Annotated in this window: 14 protein-coding genes; 11 read left to right on the forward strand and 3 right to left on the reverse strand. The window is 36.7% G+C overall.

The window, feature by feature from the left end; all coding sequences use genetic code 11:
• Window positions 1-31: 31 nt before the first annotated feature.
• Both KIK00_RS00070 and KIK00_RS00075 read left to right on the forward strand, forming a co-directional pair.
• The gene (locus tag KIK00_RS00070) at window positions 32-844 is read left to right on the forward strand and encodes a siderophore-interacting protein (RefSeq protein WP_255814543.1); all 813 of its coding nucleotides are present in this window, start codon (window positions 32-34) and stop codon (window positions 842-844) included.
• Between the two features lie 158 nt (window positions 845-1,002).
• Window positions 1,003-1,707, forward strand: a complete 705-nt coding sequence (locus KIK00_RS00075; RefSeq protein WP_255814544.1) for a bifunctional 2-polyprenyl-6-hydroxyphenol methylase/3-demethylubiquinol 3-O-methyltransferase UbiG — start codon at window positions 1,003-1,005, stop codon at window positions 1,705-1,707.
• Here the strand turns inward: KIK00_RS00075 and KIK00_RS00080 are convergent.
• The gene (locus KIK00_RS00080) at window positions 1,680-2,342 is read right to left on the reverse strand and encodes a hypothetical protein (RefSeq protein WP_255814545.1); all 663 of its coding nucleotides are present in this window, start codon (window positions 2,340-2,342) and stop codon (window positions 1,680-1,682) included. The genes KIK00_RS00075 and KIK00_RS00080 overlap by 28 nt on opposite strands.
• Window positions 2,343-2,408: 66 nt before the next feature.
• A complete protein-coding gene (gene metG, locus KIK00_RS00085) occupies window positions 2,409-4,448 on the reverse strand; it encodes a methionine--tRNA ligase (RefSeq protein ID WP_255814546.1) in 2,040 nt (679 codons plus the stop codon).
• A 330-nt stretch (window positions 4,449-4,778) separates the two neighbouring features.
• Here metG and KIK00_RS00090 point away from each other — a divergent pair, with 330 nt between their 5' ends.
• From KIK00_RS00090 to KIK00_RS00105, 4 genes are all read left to right on the forward strand, one after another.
• Window positions 4,779-7,538 carry a SusC/RagA family TonB-linked outer membrane protein gene (locus KIK00_RS00090; protein WP_370647726.1) on the forward strand — a complete coding sequence of 920 codons (2,760 nt, stop codon included), beginning with the start codon at window positions 4,779-4,781 and terminating at the stop codon, window positions 7,536-7,538.
• An 11-nt stretch (window positions 7,539-7,549) separates the two neighbouring features.
• Window positions 7,550-9,151 (forward strand): RagB/SusD family nutrient uptake outer membrane protein, encoded by a 1,602-nt coding sequence (locus KIK00_RS00095; protein ID WP_255814548.1) that lies wholly within the window; start codon window positions 7,550-7,552, stop codon window positions 9,149-9,151.
• Between the two features lie 18 nt (window positions 9,152-9,169).
• Complete coding sequence (locus KIK00_RS00100; RefSeq protein ID WP_255814549.1) at window positions 9,170-10,285, forward strand: SusE domain-containing protein; 1,116 nt, start codon at window positions 9,170-9,172, stop codon at window positions 10,283-10,285.
• A gap of 73 nt (window positions 10,286-10,358) precedes the next feature.
• The gene (locus tag KIK00_RS00105; RefSeq protein WP_255814550.1) at window positions 10,359-12,515 is read left to right on the forward strand and encodes a glycoside hydrolase family 97 protein; all 2,157 of its coding nucleotides are present in this window, start codon (window positions 10,359-10,361) and stop codon (window positions 12,513-12,515) included.
• 67 nt (window positions 12,516-12,582) lie between these two features.
• Here KIK00_RS00105 and KIK00_RS00110 read toward each other — a convergent pair whose 3' ends face one another.
• Window positions 12,583-13,584, reverse strand: a complete 1,002-nt coding sequence (locus KIK00_RS00110; RefSeq protein WP_255814551.1) for a sterol desaturase family protein — start codon at window positions 13,582-13,584, stop codon at window positions 12,583-12,585.
• Window positions 13,585-13,786: 202 nt separating this feature from the next.
• Here KIK00_RS00110 and KIK00_RS00115 point away from each other — a divergent pair, with 202 nt between their 5' ends.
• From KIK00_RS00115 to KIK00_RS00135, 5 genes are all read left to right on the forward strand, one after another.
• The gene (locus KIK00_RS00115; RefSeq protein ID WP_255814552.1) at window positions 13,787-15,646 is read left to right on the forward strand and encodes a glycoside hydrolase family 13 protein; all 1,860 of its coding nucleotides are present in this window, start codon (window positions 13,787-13,789) and stop codon (window positions 15,644-15,646) included.
• A 9-nt stretch (window positions 15,647-15,655) separates the two neighbouring features.
• Complete coding sequence (locus tag KIK00_RS00120; protein ID WP_255814553.1) at window positions 15,656-16,174, forward strand: nuclear transport factor 2 family protein; 519 nt, start codon at window positions 15,656-15,658, stop codon at window positions 16,172-16,174.
• Window positions 16,174-17,592 (forward strand): MFS transporter, encoded by a 1,419-nt coding sequence (locus KIK00_RS00125; RefSeq protein WP_255814554.1) that lies wholly within the window; start codon window positions 16,174-16,176, stop codon window positions 17,590-17,592. Before KIK00_RS00120 ends, KIK00_RS00125 begins: the two co-directional genes overlap by 1 nt.
• Window positions 17,593-17,737: 145 nt before the next feature.
• Window positions 17,738-18,214, forward strand: a complete 477-nt coding sequence (locus tag KIK00_RS00130; RefSeq protein ID WP_255814555.1) for a hypothetical protein — start codon at window positions 17,738-17,740, stop codon at window positions 18,212-18,214.
• A 346-nt stretch (window positions 18,215-18,560) separates the two neighbouring features.
• Window positions 18,561-19,289 carry a pirin family protein gene (locus KIK00_RS00135; protein WP_255814556.1) on the forward strand — a complete coding sequence of 243 codons (729 nt, stop codon included), beginning with the start codon at window positions 18,561-18,563 and terminating at the stop codon, window positions 19,287-19,289.
• The last annotated feature ends 35 nt before the right edge of the window (window positions 19,290-19,324 follow it).

Raw genomic sequence — 19,324 nt, forward strand, 5'->3', positions numbered from 1 at the left:
AAACCGGATTTTAACTTAAAAAAAATCAGTTATGGCAAAAACTTCAACAGGGCAGATTGTTGCCGAAGTCACCAGAAAAGAATACATTACTGACCATTTTATCAGAGTGTATTTATACTCACCGGAAGTTCAGATATTCAAAAATACCATGATAGGCGACAATAATAAGATTGCAGTGCCTCCGGCTGGACTGAACGAGATTCATTTTCCGACGCTGGACGAAAATCATCAGTGGGTTTATCCACCTAAAGAAGTGGCTCCGGCCATCAGAACCTATACCCACAGGGGAATTGATCTGAAAAAAAATGAACTGATCATCGACTTTGTAGACCATGGAGATGGCGGTCCTGCCTCCAGATGGGTAAGAGAAGCTGAAGCCGGTTCAAAACTGGGTGTAATGATGCGTTTGGAAGGAAAAGAACTGTATCCTGCAGCAGATTGGTATTTGCTGGTAGGAGATGCTACAGCCATTCCGGTCATCAGTGCTATTTTGGAAACACTGCCCGAAACAGCAAAAGGTATTTGTATGATTGAAGTTCATGGAAAAGAAGACGAGCAGCTGCTTGAAACGAAAGCCCAAATTGATTTTAAATGGTTACACAATGCACAACCGCAGATCAGCAGTGAAATTTCAGATGCTGTAAAAAGTATTGATCTTCCCGAGACAACCAAATTTGGTTACATTGCATGTGAATTCTCAAGCGTGAAAGAAATTCGTACTTATCTCAGAAAAGAAAAAAACTGGACCTCTCAGGAATTATACGCTTATTCGTACTGGAAAGCAGGTGTAGCAGAAAATGAATCGCAGGCAGACAGACATAAGGAGAAGGATTCGATGAAGTAGGTAGCAGGGATTAGGGATTTTGAGTTTGAGAGTTTAATGTGTGGGTAACTAGAAATAAAAATAACCATCAACTTGCAACTCGTACTCCGCATCCCTAAACCAGCACCCTGCAACAAAATAAACTGGCAACTATCACCCTGAACCCTTATCTTTGCACTATGAAAGATTTAATGGGCAGAGCGATCTGGGATTATTACAACAATGACAATCCGGAAGATCTGCAGACTGAAACGTCAATTTCTGAGCTGGATGAACTTCCGGTGGATTATTTATTCAGAGATTTTGAAGAAATGAATGATATAGAGCAGAAAGCACTGCAATTATCTGAAGGAAGAATTTTGGATATTGGATCAGGTGCAGGTTCTCATTCGCTATACCTTCAAAACGAAAGAAATCTTGATGTGACAGCATTGGATATTTCACCCAAATCCGTTGAGGTCTGTAAGTTAAGAGGAATTAAAAAAGCAGTTTGTGAAAATATGCTTGATTTCTCAGGAGAAACTTTTGATACCATTTTATTGTTGATGAACGGTACCGGAGTTTTTGAAAGCCTTGCGAAAATTGACACCTACCTTCAGAAATTATATTCTTTATTAAATAAGGGAGGACAAATTCTGATTGACAGTACGGATATTCTTTATATGTTTGACCGTGATAAAGATGGCGGCGTGTATATTCCTGCAGGCGGATATTATGGGGAACTGGAATATGTGGTTCATTATAAAGGCGAATCTGAAGAACCAATTACCTGGCTGTACCTTGATTTCAACACTTTGAAAAATGCAGCTAAAAATAACGGCTTTAAAATAGAAAGAGTTTTGAAAGACGAAGATTCTTATTTAGCAAAACTGATTAAGAGGTAACCGGAAAACCATTCGGGATACTTGATGATAATTGCTAACATTATCAGTGAAAGAATACCCGGAAATATATAAGAAGCTGCTCTGTAGGGTAGCTTTTTTGGTGTAAACAATACCCAGAACACCAGTAAAATTAAAGTACTTACAGCAGCCATGAAAAATTCCGGACTTTTTCTGTAAGTAAAAAAGCCTTGTGTACTTTCCTTATAAATGAGAGGAACTAAAAAGTTCTGGATAGGCAAAAAGACAATCCCGAAAATAAATGTCAGAATTGCGGCTCCGTATTTTTTAAGCTTAATAAAATTCAATCCTAATAATAAAGCTCCAGGGATGGTTCCCAAAAGTCCGCCGATCAGTAAAATAAATTCTCTCGGGAAAAGTTTAATAGCATTTGAATCTTCGGTAATATGATCTTTCCAAAGTTCATGTTCTTCCGTAAATTTTGCTTCCTCTTCTTCCTTTTTATGCTGAATCAATTGCTGAACGGCTGTTTTTTCCTGCTCACAGAAAACAAGTCCTCTTTCTTCCAGAATTTCAAAAGCTGCCTGAACGGCCTCCGGAACAAAGCGGTTGCCTTCTTGTAAATAAGCCTCCAATTCCTTGTTGGAGAGTTTTCTTAAAACACTTTTATTGACCATAAATTGTATTATCAAAAGAAAGGCTGCTTCTATTGAAACAGCCTGTTATCTTTATCATGAGGTTAATTATCCGATCTCAATACCGTTTTCAACATTGCTGTCATCCGGTGTTACGAAAGATAATTTTCCGTCTGGTTTTGTTGTTAATAATAACATTCCCTGAGATTCAATTCCTCTGATTTTTCTTGGAGCAAGGTTCAACAGGATCATTACCTGTTTCCCGATTAATTCTTCAGGAGTGAAACTTTCTGCAATACCGGAAACAACAGTTCTTACATCTACTCCTGTATCTACAGTAAGTTTTAATAATTTATCTGCTTTTTCTACTTTTTCAGCTTCTAAAATGGTAGCTGTTCTAAGGTCTATTTTAGTAAAGTCATCAAATGTGATCTCTTCTTTCATAGGGTTTGCGTTAGGGTTTGTTTTTTTATTGTTTTGTTTTGTATTTTCCAGCTTTTGGATTTGAGCTTCGATGACATCATCCGAAATTTGAGAGAATAAAATTGGAGCATTAGCCATTATTGAATGACCAGCTTCAATTAATACTTTTGAATTCTCAACTTCAGACCATGTTTTTTGTTCTACATTAAAAATTTCATATAATTTTTGTGCTGTAAAAGGTAAAAATGGTTCAGCTAAATTTGCTAGTGCAACTGAAATTTGGGCTCCAATAAATAATGTATTTTTGGTTTTCTCAATGTCATTTTTAACCGTTTTCCAAGGCTCTTCATTTTGCAAGTATTGATTCCCAAATCTTGCAAGATTCATAAATGCTGTTAAGGCATTTCTGAATTCATAATTTTCAAGAGAGTTTCTGATTTCTACAGCTCTTTTGCTGATTTCTTCTAATTCTGGTGCATTTATATCTCCTTCAGGAACTTTTCCTTCAAAGTTTTTGTTAATTAATACTGCAACACGATTAATGAAGTTACCGAAAATATTAGCTAATTCAGAATTATTCTTAGTCTGGAAATCTTTCCATGTAAAGTTATTATCCTTTGTTTCCGGAGCAGATGAAAGAAGAGCATATCTTAAAACATCCTGTTGTCCAGGGAAATCTTCTACATATTCATGAGCCCATACTGCCCAGTTTCTTGACGTTGAGATCTTATCATTCTCAAGGTTCAGGAATTCAAAAGCAGGAACGTTAGCCGGCATAATATAATCTCCATGCGCTTTCATCATCGAAGGGAAAATAATACAGTGGAAAACAATATTATCCTTTCCGATAAAGTGTACCAGATCACTGTCTTCACTTTGCCAGTAGTCTTTCCAGTCTTTTCCGTTTTTCTCTGCCCATTCTTTGGTAAAAGAGATATAACCTATTGGAGCATCAAACCATACATATAATACTTTTCCTTCAGCATTCGGAAGCGGAACGGGAACACCCCAGTTCAGATCTCTGGTCATGGCACGAGGCTTAAGGCCGTCATTTAACCATGATTTAACCTGTCCGTATACATTAGGCTTCCAGTCGTCTTTATGGCCTTCAATGATCCACTCATTTAAGAAGTCTTCGTATTCATTTAATGGAAGATACCAGTTTTTTGTTTCTTTAAGGATAGGAACATTTCCGCTAAGCATTGATTTCGGATTGATCAGCTCAGAAGGAGAAAGGGTAGAACCACATTTCTCACACTGGTCTCCGTAAGCGTTCTCATTACCACAATTAGGACACGTTCCTACAATATAACGGTCAGCAAGGAATTCTCCTGCCTGCTCATCAAAATACTGCTCAGAAACTTCTTCAGTGAATTTTCCTTTCTCGTATAAAACCTTGAAGAAATCCTGACTGGTTTCATAATGTTTTTTAGACGTTGTTCTGGAATACTCATCAAATGAAATTCCAAGGTCAGAAAAAGATTTTTTAATGATCTCGTGATATTTATCAACGATATCCTGAGGTGTTACCCCTTCTTTTTTAGCTCTTATGGTAATAGGAATCCCGTGCTCATCCGAACCACAGATAAACGCTACATCTTTTCCTAATCTTCTCTGAAATCTTGCGTAAACATCCGCAGGAATATAAACACCTGCCAAATGTCCTATATGAACCGGCCCGTTTGCATAAGGCAAAGCTGCCGTAATCATCTTTCTGTTTGACATTTATAGTAAAGTTTTGACTGCAAAGATAAGGAATATCTGTTGAATACCGCTATTGGTGGTGTTATTATGATGCAGAATGCAAATTTTAAGTGCTGAATATGAAATTAAGTTAAACGGTTGTTTAACATTTTATTAATTTAAAACAAATGTTATGCATAGCATAAGACGCTGTAAAATATTGGATCCTAAAAAACTAACTAAAATCGGTTTCGTAATATACATAATTTTAACTAAAATTATATTAAATTTATAATAATTCTAATTTTTTTTTAAATTGCGAGTCTGGCTAGAAGCCGAATTAAGACTGAAAAAACGAAACTATAAAAAAATATGATTGTGAATAATTTTACAACAGTATTGAAAATCGCGCCTGCTTTTTTATTGGCCAGCACAATAATGCATGCGCAGACAAAAGACTCTGTTCCTCAGGAGAAGAAAATTGAGGAAGTTGTATTAATCGGGTATGGAAAGCAGAAAAAATCTGATCTTACCGGTTCTATAACTTCTGTTACGGCAAAAGACTTTAACGGGGGAGCAACTTCTGCCGGACAGCTGATTCAGGGGAAGACTCCAGGTGTACAGATTACCAATAACAGTGGAGCTCCGGGCTCCGGGACCAAGATCAGGATCAGGGGAACATCTTCTTTAAGTGGAGAAAACTCTCCTTTGATTGTAATTGATGGAGTTCCTCAGGATTTCGTGGGAATGAATGGTGTTTCTGATCCTTTATCATTAATTAACCCGAACGATATTGAAACATTCGATATCCTTAAAGATGCTTCCGCTACTGCTATCTATGGTAACAGAGCTTCCAATGGGGTTATTCTCATTACAACCAAGAAAGGAACAGCAGGAAAGTTTAAAGTTAATTTCTCAACAGTTACTTCGGTTTCTACTAAAATGGGCAAGGTAGACGTATTAAATGCTCAGGAGTTTAGAGATTTTGTTAATACGTATGCACCTGCTGGTTATAAAACCAAACTTGGAAATGCTGATACCGATTGGCAGGATCAAATTTATCAGGCAGCATGGGGTACAGATAATAACGTTGCCCTTTCAGGAGGTATTAAAGGCCTGCCATACCGTTTATCATTAGGATATAATGAGCAGAACGGTATTGTAAAATCAAATTCTTTCCGCAGAACTTCTGTAGGTTTGAACTTAAACCCTAAATTCTTTGATAATCATTTATCCGTAAATGTAAATGCAAAGGGAACATTTACCGATAACAGATTTGTAGACGGTGGAGTGATCAAGGCAGCTACTTATTTTGATCCTACTCAACCGGTATATTCAGGAAACTCTAATTACGGAGGGTATTATGAATGGCTGGATGCAGGATCTGCAACAGGTTATAACGTAAATGCCAATTCCAATCCACTTGGAATGATCAATGGGATAAGAGATATATCTTCTGTCCTTAGAGGGTTGGGAAATATTCAGTTAGATTATAAGTTTCACTTTCTTCCAGACCTTCATTTCAATGTAAATGCCGGATATGATTATACAAAAAGTGACGGACACAAGTTTAAAGATGCTCGTCTGAGACCAGGTTTTGAAGATAAAGGAAGCTCAAATTTCTATTCTATGGAAAAGAAAAACAAGCTTTTGGAAACCTACTTTAATTATGTGAAAAATATCAATGCCATTAATACTGGTGTGGATATTACTGCAGGGTATTCTTATCAGGATTTCAATATTTATCTTCCAGGAGCTATCACTTACAGGGGAACAGGAATTAACTCGCAAGATTTAGACTTCAAAACTCAAAATACATTGATCTCATTCTATGGAAGAGCTATTTTCACAATAGCTAATAAATATGTTATTTCAGGATCGGTTCGTAAAGATGGTTCTTCAAGATTCTTTAACGGTACCAGAGATAATGTATGGGGTGTTTTCCCGGGAGTTTCCTTAGCCTGGAAGCTTAATGAAGAAAATTTTATCAAAAATATATCCTCAATCAGCACGTTAAAATTGAGAGCAGGATGGGGTAAAACAGGTCAGCAGGAATTGCCGGCACTTAACGGTAATAAACCAAATAATTATCCGGCTTTTGCAGCTTATAATCCAAGTTATCAGGGAGCAGGATATCAGTTCGGAAATGAATTCTATTTTATGTTCAGACCTGCAAACTATAATCCGAATCTTACCTGGGAAACTACCACTACTAAAAACTTAGGATTAGACTTTGGTTTTAATAAAAACAGAATCACAGGATCAATAGATGTTTTCAGAAAAGATACAAAAGATCTTCTTGTATATGCAGATGAGCCTGCAGGAGGTTTAAGTAATGCAAGCTGGCAGAACGTAGGTGATATGAAAAACGAAGGGATTGAAGGAAGCATTACAGTAATCCCGGTTAAAAACCAAAATACCACGTGGGAAGTAAGTTTTAATGCCACTCATTACAAGCCGGTTGTTACTAAACTTAAAGATAGAGCTGATGAATCATTTAATATGGAAGTAGGAGGTATTGAAGGAGGTTCAGGAAACAGAATTCAGGCACATGCAGTGGGATATGCTCCTAATTCATTCTGGGTATATCAGCAGGTATATGATACAAATGGAAAGCCTGTTGATGGTGCCTTTGTAGACAGAAATGGTGATGGTGTGATCAGTACAAAAGATATGTATTATTACAAATCCACAACACCTGATGCAATTTTAGGTTTTTCTACCAAAGTATCTCATAAGAATTGGGATTTTGCATTAAGTGCAAGGGCAGTATTAGGAAACTATGTATATAATAACGCTGCTTCAAATAGTTCACTGCAGTCAGCATCTACAAACGAATACCTTCAGAACGTATTCTCTACAGCTCCTCAGTATAAGTTTGCTGTTCCTCAGTACAAATCTGATATTTATGTTGAGAATGCTTCATTCCTAAGACTTGATAATATCAATGTTGGCTATAATTTCGGAGAAATTTTCACTAAAGGAAGCAATCTGAAAGTATATGCAATGGCACAGAATGTTTTTGTGATCACTAAATACTCTGGAGTAGATCCTGAAGTTTTTGGTGGAATAGATAACGGTTACTACCAAATGCCTAAGATTTATTCTTTAGGTTTTAACTTCCAATTTTAAATAAGAATTCAATGAAACTAAATAGAATTAAACTTAAAAATATAGTATTGCCTCTTTCAGCAGTATTTTTATTGACAGCAGCTTCTTGTGTGAAAGATCTTGAAAGAGAACCTATCACAGATGTTACTTCAGCCAGTATTTATAAAGATTTTGCCAATTATAAAAATGTTTTGGCAAAACTTTATGGAGGACTTGCCATGGGGGGCCAGGTAAGCGGAGACGGTGATCAGCCGGATAGTGATATCAACGGAATCAATGGTGGTTTTTCTCAGTATACCAGATTGATGTACAATCTGAATGTAGTAACAACAGATGAGGCTGTTATTGGATGGAATGACGGTAACCTTCACACGCTTCACAAAATGACTTGGGATGCTTCCAATGAATTTATTGCTGCTATGTATTACAGGATATATACCGAAATTGCTTTTTGTAATGAATTTCTGAGAAATGTGACAGATGAAAAATTAGCTTCCAATAATATTACAGGAGACAATCTTAATCAGGCAAAATTAATGAGAGCAGAAGCTCGTTTTCTGAGAGCACAGTCGTATTATCATGCGATTGATATGTTCGGAAATGTTCCTTTTGTAGACGAATCATATCTACCAGGATCTATTAATCCGCCACAAAGGATAGAAAGAAAAGCATTGTTTAATTATATCGAATCTGAATTACTTGCCGTAGCAGGAGAATTAAAAGACCCTAAAACCAATGAGTATGGAAGAGCAGATAAAGCAGCTGTATGGTCACTGTTGGCAAAATTATATTTAAACGCTGAAGTCTATACAGGAACTCAAAGAAATACAGACTGTATCACATACTGTAATAAGGTAATTGCAGCAGGATATTCTTTAAAACCGAAGTATGACGATTTATTCCTTGCTGATAATAACATCAATAACCCAGAGCAGATTTTAAGTGTAAATTTTGACGGGATCAATACACAAACCAATGGTGGAACTACCTTCCTGGTACATGCTGCAATAGGCGGAGATATGAAAGCTGCTGATTTTGGAGTGAATGGTGGATGGAGTGGTTTAAGAACTACAAAAGCATTTGTAGGCTTATTCCCTACTAATGGAAGTGATAAAAGAGGAAGATTCTTTACTTCAGGACAGAATTTAGAAATTAATGATTTGGGATCATTTACAGATGGTTATGCTTTTATTAAATTTAAAAATGTTAAAAGTAATGGATCTGTCGGCGCTCATACCAACTGGGTTGAAGCTGATATCCCATTGTACCGTTTGGCAGATATCTATCTGATGTATGCAGAAGCAGTACTTAGAGGAGGAGCTGGAGGAAGTCAGGCTACAGCAATCGGTTATATTAATCAGCTGAGACAACGTGCTTACGGAAATACAAGTGGAGATGTATCTTCTATAAATCTCAACTTTATTTTAGATGAAAGAGGAAGAGAGTTGTCTTGGGAAATGACCAGAAGAAGTGATCTTGTACGTTTCAACAAATTTACAACAGCAGATTATTTATGGCCATGGAAAGGAAATGTAAAAGATGGTAAAGCAGTAGAAAGTTACAGAAACCTTTTCCCGATCCCCGCTAAAGACATTGTAGCAAACCCTAATCTGGTTCAGAATCCTGGATATTAATTTTAAATCCTGTTAAACATGAAAAATTTATTTAAAATATTAGCCCTGGTTTTTACGGGATTTTTCATTATTTCCTGCGAAAAAGACGAAGATCAGGCAGTTATTAATGAAACTTCTGCTGGTAAAATATCTGCTGATAAAAGTGCAGTTGTTCTTAATGAGCTTAATGCCAATGATGCCATCATTACTTTTACATGGACAAAACCGACATTTAGTATTGCCGTAGTTCCCAATCAGAAAGTAGAATTTGGAATCAAAGGTGATGGCTTCAAAAAAAGTGCTACCGTTGATTTTTCCAATGATATGACTTCGGGTTCTGTAACTCATGCAACTATGAACGCAGCAATGTTTGCAATTGGAGCTGTGCCAGATGTTGTTAATGATATTGAAGTTAGACTGAAAACTTCTGTAGGATCAGCTGCTTTTTACTCCAACGTAATTGCCCTTAAAGTAACTCCTTATACTCCAAACCCTGATTTGGTATATCCAAAGATCAATGTACCTGGGGCATATGCAGGAGCGGCGGGTTATGCAAACTGGACTCCATCCAATTCACCGAATCTTTTTTCTCCTGAGAAAAATGATAAATACAGAGGATTTATCTTCATTAAAGATGCTTCAGGTGATAATGGGAAATACAAATTTGCAATTAATCAGGATTGGCCGGGAAATAAAGGGGATGATGGAACCAATACCGGAAAACTAAAAGTTGATGGGTCAGATATAGTTCCTGCAGCAGCAGGAACGTATTACATGAAAGTAGACTGGGCAGCAAATACATATTCTGCTGTGTTAGCAAACTTCGGAATTATTGGCGACGCAACGCCTACGGGATGGGGATCAGATACTGATTTTGTGTATAATCCTGCAACCAAAACGTATGTGATCAATTCCATCGCATTATCCAATACAGGAGTATTTAAATTCAGAGCTAATGATGATTGGGCCATAAAGTTCCAACCAAAAGATGCAGATCAGACTTTGGTTTCAGGAACAGGTGTTCAATCCTATTTAAGTTTAGAAGGAACTGTAACAGGAGATCCAGGATATAAAGTATCACAGGCAGGTAATTATAAAATTGAACTGGATTTACATAATTCAGCATATTATAAGCTAACCATTACAAAATTATAAATCAAACTAAATAAAGTAAAGTGCTGCTTTACCGCAGCACTTTATCTATTTTTTAAGTTAATAAATAGTCATTATGAAGAAAATTACAGTTGGAGCGCTTTTGCTCTCAATGATGTTTACAGGTGTGAAAGCCCAATCTTTAAAATCTCCGGACGGAAAGTTCGAAATGAATTTTCAGTTGAAAGAAGGAGTACCTTACTACAACCTGAAGTATAATGGAGCAGTGGTAGTTGAAGATTCTAAATTGGGATTGAGATTATTTAAAGACACAGCCATAAAATTCGCTTCTGAGATAGCTAAACCAGAAGATGCAAAATTCGATCTGAACAACGGTTTTGCGAAGACAGATGAAAAAAGAGACTCCAAAAATGAAACCTGGCAGCCGGTTTTAGGAGAAAAGAAAAATTATATCAATCATTATAACGAACTGGCAGTTACCTTGAATCAGGCTTCTACAGACAGAAGCATCGTGGTGAAGTTCAGATTGTTTAATGATGGATTAGGATTCCGATATGAATTCCCACAGCAGAAGAATCTTAATTATTTTGTCATCAGAGAAGAAGATTCTGAAATTGATTTTCCTACCGATATGAAGGCATGGTGGATGGTAGCAGATTATGACTCTCAGGAATATCAGTATCAGGAAACAAAAGTATCTGAAATTCCGGCAAAATGGGATAAAGCATATGATGCAAACGCTTCACAGTCTTTGGTGAAAAATGCAGTTCAGTCTCCGTTAATGCTTAAAAGAGAAGGAAAAGAGCCCTTATATATCAACGTTGCTGAAGCAGCGGTGTTGGATTATCCGGCTTCACACCTGGAAGTAGATGCGCAGAACTTTAAGTTTAAAACACATTTAACTGCTGACAGACAGGGAGCAAAAGGATATATTCAGACTCCGTCAGTTACCCCTTGGAGAACAATTATCGTAGCTCCGAAAGCAGAGCAGGTGATGGATTCTAAAATGATCTTCAACCTTAACGAGCCTACAAAGTATACAGATACTTCTTACATTCATCCTACAAAGTACATGGGAGTTTGGTGGGAAATGATCATCGGAAAATCTCAGTGGGCGTATTCCACAGCTGAAAATGTTCATTTAGGTAAAACTGATTTTGCTAAATTGACACCGAATGGAAAACATGCAGCCAACAATACAAAAGTTAAAGAATATATTGACTTTGCGGCAGAAAATGGATTCCAGGGATTATTGATCGAAGGTTGGAATATCGGTTGGGAAGACTGGTTCGGACACTCAAAAGAATATGTTTTTGACTTCATTACCCCTTACCCGGATTTCGATATCAAAATGTTGAATGAATATGCCCATTCAAAAGGAATTAAGCTGATCATGCACCATGAAACTTCAGGTTCTGCAACGAACTACGAAAGATGGGCAGATAAAGCATTCCAAACCATGAATAAATACGGCTATGATGCTGTGAAAACAGGATATGTAGGAGATATTATTCCTAGAGGAGAACATCATTATTCTCAATGGACAATTAACCATTACTATAGAATTGCAGAAAAGGCAAACGACTATAAAATCATGGTCAATTCTCACGAATCTGTACGTCCTACAGGAGAAAGCCGTACCTATCCGAACTATATCTCTGCCGAAGCAGCACGTGGAACAGAATATGAAGCATTCGGAGGAAACAAGCCAGATCACCAGACGGTCCTTCCGTTTACAAGATGGATGGGAGGTTCTATGGATTATACACCTGGTATTTTCCAGACGAAATTAGATTATTATTTCCCTGGAGATAACCGTTTCGTAAAAACTACTCTGGTAAAACAATTGGCCCTTTATGTAACAATGTACATGCCGCTTCAGATGGCTGCGGATCTTCCTGAAAACTACAAAAAGCATATGGATGCATTCCAGTTTATCAAGGATGTAGCAGCAGATTGGGATGATACAAAAATCTTATCTGCAGAACCGGGAGATTATGTAGTTACAGCAAGAAAAGCAAAAGGTACTGAAAATTGGTTTGTAGGAGGTATTACCGATGAAAACAAACGCGAGTATACCGTAGACTTCTCGTTCCTGGATAAAGGAAAAAAATATGAAGCAACGATCTATGAAGATGGAAAAGATGCTGATTATATTGATAATCCTCAAAGCTATAATATCTACAAGAAAGAGATTACAGGCAAGTCAAAAATTAATTTTAAAATGGCAAGAAGCGGCGGTTTCGCAATTTCAATTAAACCAGTAAAATAATTTTAAAGAGACACTAAGGTGCCCCGGTTCATCGGTTTTTCGATGTCCGGGGTATTTTTTTGACAGATTATTTATCTGCTGCATGCTGGTTCAGTTGTGAATATTGATATTCAGTGCCGGGTGTCTGCTCCTTTAAAGGGGTACTTTCATTTTTTATTTTTTCCTTATGCTTGTTGTATTCCTTCTGATACTGCTTTACCGTTTTTCCGGTACCATCATGTCTCCATCCCGGCGAATAAAAAAGATACTTTATACGGTCTTTGAAAGAAAGTCCGGGCTGTCTGATATCTTTTCCTATTCTTCTCCATTCATAGAAAAGCATGGTTGCTGGATCTTTGGACTTTATTTTTGGATATACACCATATTTCACAGGGACTTCGGGATCTTCTTTTTCAAAAGTTCCGAAAATTTTATCCCAGATAATCAGTCCCATTCCCATATTACGATCCAGATATTTGATGTTACAGGCATGATGTACTCTGTGATGAGAAGGAGTAACCAGAATATATTCTAAAAATCCCATACTTTTAATAGACTGTGTATGAACAAAGGTGCCGTAAATCTGTATCGCAGAATACGCTACCAGAATATGCCATGGATGGAAGCCCATAAACGCTAGAGGAGAGAAAAACAAATATCTGTATAATGGCTGAAATACGGGACTTCTGAATCCTGTGCTGATGTTGAAATAATCAGAATTGTGATGGGTAATATGTACAGCCCAGAAGACTCGTGAGTGATGATCTACATAATGATGAACATAATAAGCGAAATCCTGAGCCAGAAATACAGCAATCCAATACCAAATTCCCTCTTGCCAGTCGAAAATGCGGTGATGATAAAAAAACATCATGACAAACAAAGAGAACCCTTTCATGATGATGTCTAATCCGTAGTTGAGCAAAGCAAAAAGGACATTGGTTGCTACATCTTTAGTTTCGTAAATTTTTTCCTTATTAAAATGGCTGTAAGCCATCTCTGCAAAAATAATTACAGCAAATACAGGGATGGTCCATGTATAAACAACATCTGGACCCTCAGCTTGGAACATACTACTGAAATCAAACATTTTTTCTGTAAAACTAAAGATAAAAAGGGGGATAAATTAACTTTTAAGATGAATTTTTTATGAAAAATTTAATCTTTTTCTATAAAAGTTAAAAAATGAAAGCCAAATTTTGAAAAATTACAGGTGCCAGGATGAAAAAAGGGGACATTCTACTATATTTTGAATGTCTATATGAAAATTAAATGCTAAATTGAACACTAATATGAAGACAATATTTGCAGCATTAGCCCTTTCAATAGCTTCTGCAGCCTTTTCCCAAAAAGTGTTGGAAAGAATAGAGCCGGCTTTCTGGTGGAAAGGAATGAAGAACCCTGAACTTCAGATTCTTGTTTACGGAAAAGACGTTGCCTATAACGAGATTGTACTTTCAGATGGAATACAGATCAAAGATATTCGGAAAGTTGATAATCCGAATTACGTTTTTATTACTGTAAATACCAACGAAATAAATGTTCCGAAGTTTACTATTAATATTAAAAAAGGGAATAAAAATCTAAGTTCCTACACATATGAACTGAAGCAAAGGAATCCCGGATCTGCCAACCGCGAATCGTTTACCTCAAAAGATGTCATGTATCTGATCATGCCGGACCGCTTTGCCAATGGTAATGAAAAAAATGATTCAAAACCGGAACTTACAGAAAAAGCAGATCGCACTCTGCCTAATGGAAGACATGGCGGAGATCTCAGCGGTATCATTAATCATCTTGACTATATTCAGAATCTGGGAGCAACAGCAGTTTGGCTGACTCCGGTAAATGAAGACAATGAGAAAGTGTATTCCTATCACGGATATGCCCAGACCGATCTGTATAAAATTGATGCCCGCTACGGAACCAATGAAGACTATAAAACTTTATCCAAAGAGCTGAATAAACGAAATATGATGTTGGTGATGGATTATGTCACCAACCATTGGGGCGGTTCACACTGGATGATCAAAGATCTTCCTTCAAAAGATTGGATACACTGGTTTGATGAAGGAGAAAAAGGGTTTAAACGTTCCAATTATAAAACGACAACGCAATTCGATACCAATGCTTCAGATATTGATAAAAAATATGCGCTGAACGGATGGTTTGATACCACCATGCCAGATATTAATCAAAAAAATCCACTGGTTTTGAAATATTTGATTCAAAATGCAATCTGGTGGATAGAATATGCAGAATTAGGAGGATTTCGGGTAGATACCTATCCTTATAATGATAAAGATGGTATGGCAAAATGGGCTAAAGCGATTACCGATGAATATCCAAAATTCAATATCGTTGGAGAAACCTGGCTTTATACGGCAGCACAAATTGCAGCGTGGCAGAAAAATTCGAAAATAGGAGAAATAGAAGGATATAATTCAAATTTACCATCGGTAATGGATTTTATGCTATTTGAAAATATGCCTAAAGCTCTTAAAGAAAAGGAAAGCTGGGATAAAGGTATGATTAGAATTTATGACTCTTTTACAAGTGATTTCCTTTATCCGGATATTAATAACCTTCTGGTTTTCTTTGAAAATCATGATACAGAAAGATGGAATGAAATCTTTAATGCAAATCCTGACGCCTACAAAATAGGACTTGCTCTCATCTCAACAGTAAGAGGAATTCCCCAGATCTATTACGGATCAGAAATAGGAATGAGAGGAGATAAGACGAAGGGAGGTGATGCAGATAGCCGACGGGATTTTCCGGGAGGCTGGAAGTCTGATTCTCAGAATGCTTTCAATCCATCTGCTCAGACTCCGGAACAAAAGGAATTTTTCAGGTTTTCTCAGAAACTACTAAACTGGAGAAAAGGTAAGGAAGTTATTCATAATGGGAAAACTAAAAATTTCGTTCCTCAGGATGGTGTTTTTGTGTATTTCAGATACAATGAAAAAGAAAGTGTAATGGTGGTCATCAACAATAATGAAAAAGATCAGATGTTAAACTTGAAACGATTTGCCGAATCACTTAATGGATTTACAAAAGGGAAAGAGGTTATTTCAGGAAAAGAATTTATGTTGCAGAATACAATCAATATTTCTGCAAAAACTCCATTGATCATTGAACTTGAAAAATAATTAATACATATGAAAAAACTAACGACTGCTTATACATTAATCCTCTTTGTACTGGGATTTTCTTTATTGAGTGCACAGTCGAAGACCGTATTTGAGAAAGAAAAATCGGAAATCAGTACCATGCTTGATGCATTCAATGCAGCTGCGGCGATAGCGGACTACAACGCCTATTTTAATCTCTTTGCGGACGAATCTACCTTCATTGGAACGGATGCTACCGAAATCTGGGATAAAAAAGCATTTATGGTATGGGCAAAACCTTATTTTGACAAAAAGAAAACCTGGAATTTTAAAGCTCTTAAAAGAAATATCTACTTCAGCAAAGATGGTAAACTGGCGTGGTTCGATGAACTATTGGATACCCAGATGAAAATATGCAGAGGCTCCGGAGTGGTAGAAAAAATCAACGGAAGCTGGAAAGTAAAACAATATGTCCTTTCTGTGACGGTTCCTAATGAGGTGGTTGATAAAGTGGTGGTTGAAAAAACGCCTATCGAGGACGCATTAATCCAAAAATTGAAGTCATAATGGCAGAAATGGTGGGGAGATATAATACGGGGCCATTTGGAAAAAGAAAAAAGCCAGATTTATCCATGCTCCAGATTATTAATATGAGTATGGGATTCCTTGGGATTCAAATGGCATTCGGATTACAAAATGGAAATGCAAGCCGTATTCTGGGTAATTTAGGAGCTGATGTTCACGAACTGTCCTGGTTCTGGCTGGTTGCTCCTGTTACAGGTTTGATTGTTCAGCCTATTATCGGCCATATGGGTGACAATACATGGAGTCCACTGGGAAGAAGAAAACCTTACTTTTTAATTGGAGCAGTTTTATGTGCTATTGGACTGGTGCTTCTTCCGAATGCTGCTTCTGTGACTCAGATGTTCGCTGCTAATGCGCTTTTATTAGCAGTAATATTCCTTGCTATGATGGATGCTTCCGTAAACATTGCGATGGAGCCTTTCAGAGCTTTGGTAGGGGATATGCTCCCGAAACATCAGGGAACAATAGGATTTTCAGTACAGACAATTCTGATTGGAATCGGGGCTGTATTGGGCTCTTATTTACCGGATTGGTTAACAAAAATGGGGATTTCCAACGAAGCCCCGGCAGGGTTTGTAGCAGATAATGTGATTTATTCTTTTTATATAGGAGCAGGATTGCTTATCATATCAATTCTTTACACCATAATGACAACCAGGGAATACTCTCCACAGGAGTTTGCTGATTTTGAAGATGGAAAAGAAGTTGAGAAGCAGGAATCTAAGTTTTCGGATATTTTCAAAGATTTTGCGGCAATTCCTGTACAGATGAAAAAGCTGGGAATTGTTCAGTTTTTTTCATGGTTTGCTTTATTTACCATGTGGGTTTTTACCACCAGTGCATTAGCTACCCATCATTTTGGTCTTTCTCCGGAAGATACCCATTCCAAAGCATTTAATGATGCCGGGGATTTAACTGGAAAGCTTTTCGGAATGTACAATTTATGGGCAATCCCATTTGCTTTTTTATTGACACCTATAGCGAAACTGATCGGTAAAAAACAGACTCATGCTTTGGCTTTATTGTGTGGCGGTTTGGGGCTCGTTTCAATGTATTTCATTAAAGATGTCGACAATTTATGGATATCAATGATCGGATTAGGTTTCGCTTGGGCAAGTATTCTTGCAATGCCTTATGCGATGCTTATTGAAGTGATTCCACAGAGAAAAATGGGAGTTTATATGGGGATATTCAATTTCTTTATTGTTATTCCGCAGATAATCAATGGATTATTTGGAGGTCCTGTTGTAAGCGGTGTTTTCGGAAAACAGGCCATGGATTATGTTGTGGTAGGAGGTGTTTGTATGCTGATAGGAGCTGTAGTGACCATGATTTTTGTTAAATCAGAAGATGAAACCCCTAAGGAAATTGAAGAAGAAATCAAACAGGTGCATTTTTAAAAATTGAACAAGTTTAAATTTGAAATATCAATAGGAGCGGGCTTTAGCCCGCTTTTTTTACGCGTTTATCAATTGGCTTTAGCCAAAACTTATCTATTTTTGTATAAGAACCAATTTTTTACATAAATTAATGAAATTTAGTATTTTGAATAAAATTTTTTCCTTACAAAAGAAAAATGTTACTAATTATAGATGGTTCACTGAAGAAGAATTACTTCAGGAAGAAATGCTTCAATACGATAAACACGTAGATTTCTATTATGCCAATATCATCAACTCATTGATTCTTTATACTTATAATGTAAACCAATTGGGTGAAATGGCTCCCATTTTAATAGATCCATTGACGGAACTTTATGAGGAGCTTGATTATGCATTCATCCCGGTTTTGTTTGATTCTGTCTTTAGAAATAAACGGATTGATGAATCATTTAAAGAAGATTTGCTGCAATTTAAAAAGAAAGTAGATGGTATCCCTGTGGAAATTTGGGACTGGGACTTTTTAGACCAACATGAAACATGGAAAAATATAAGACTTGAAGCCGAAATGCTTTTAAATAAACTCAATATAGAAACAAGAACTTATAATACGGATTATACTACAATACTATTTAAAAAATAATAACAATAAAATTCAATAGGGGCTTTAGCCCAAACTTAAATCTATAATTACTGTTCAGAATCTATTAGCCTCCCACAGATTTCACGGATAACACAGATGTTTACGTTTATTCATATCTACTTGATCTTCGGAAAAAAGGATATTCGTGGCATGAAATTTTATCGCAGATAAAATCCTTATGTCTTAAAAAATATCGAATGTAAAAAAATTGCGTCTTTGCGTAATCCAACCTATCCTATATTTTCACTTCCTCAACCTTTTTAACCTATAAACATCCTTTCTTAACCTACATCAACTTTTAAAATACCCCTATACCGTACATTTGTACCATAAATAATCACAGAAAATGAAAACAGTATATCATAAAGCAGATTCAAGAGGCCATGCCAACCACGGATGGTTAAATTCTTACCATACATTCAGTTTTGCCAACTATCAGAACAGAGACAGAACGAACTTTGGTGTTTTAAGAGTATTGAATGATGACACCGTTTCTCAGGGAATGGGCTTCGGAACACACCCGCACAGGGATATGGAAATTATATCCATTCCTTTGGAAGGAGATTTAGAGCATAAAGATTCAATGGGAACTACAGCGGTGATCAAAAAAGGAGAAATCCAGGTGATGAGTGCCGGAACTGGAGTTAAGCACAGTGAATATAATAAAAATAAAGATGAAGAAGTAAAGTTTCTACAGATCTGGGTTTTTCCAAGAGAACTGGATGTTGAACCGCGATACGATCAGAAAAGTATTAAAGAAGGTGAAAAGATCAACGGATTCCAACAGATTTTATCTCCTAATAAAAATGATGACGGAGTTTGGATTCATCAGGATGCATGGTTTAATTTGGCCAATTTTACAAAAGGAAACGGCAAAAATTATATGCTCAACAAAAAAGGAAACGGAGTCTATGCATTTGTTTTAAAAGGAAGCGCAAAAATTGGAGACCGTGTTCTGAATGAAAGAGACGGATTGGGAATCTGGGATACTCAGAGTTTTAATATTGAAGCTGTAGAAGACACAGAAGTATTATTAATGGAAGTACCAATGGAACTGCCGTCTTATCTTAAATAAAAAACTAAATTTGTAATCTTAAAAATAAATCTCAC

Origin of the sequence: Chryseobacterium sp. MA9 (genome assembly GCF_024399315.1) — a bacterium.
GTDB lineage: Bacteria > Bacteroidota > Bacteroidia > Flavobacteriales > Weeksellaceae > Chryseobacterium.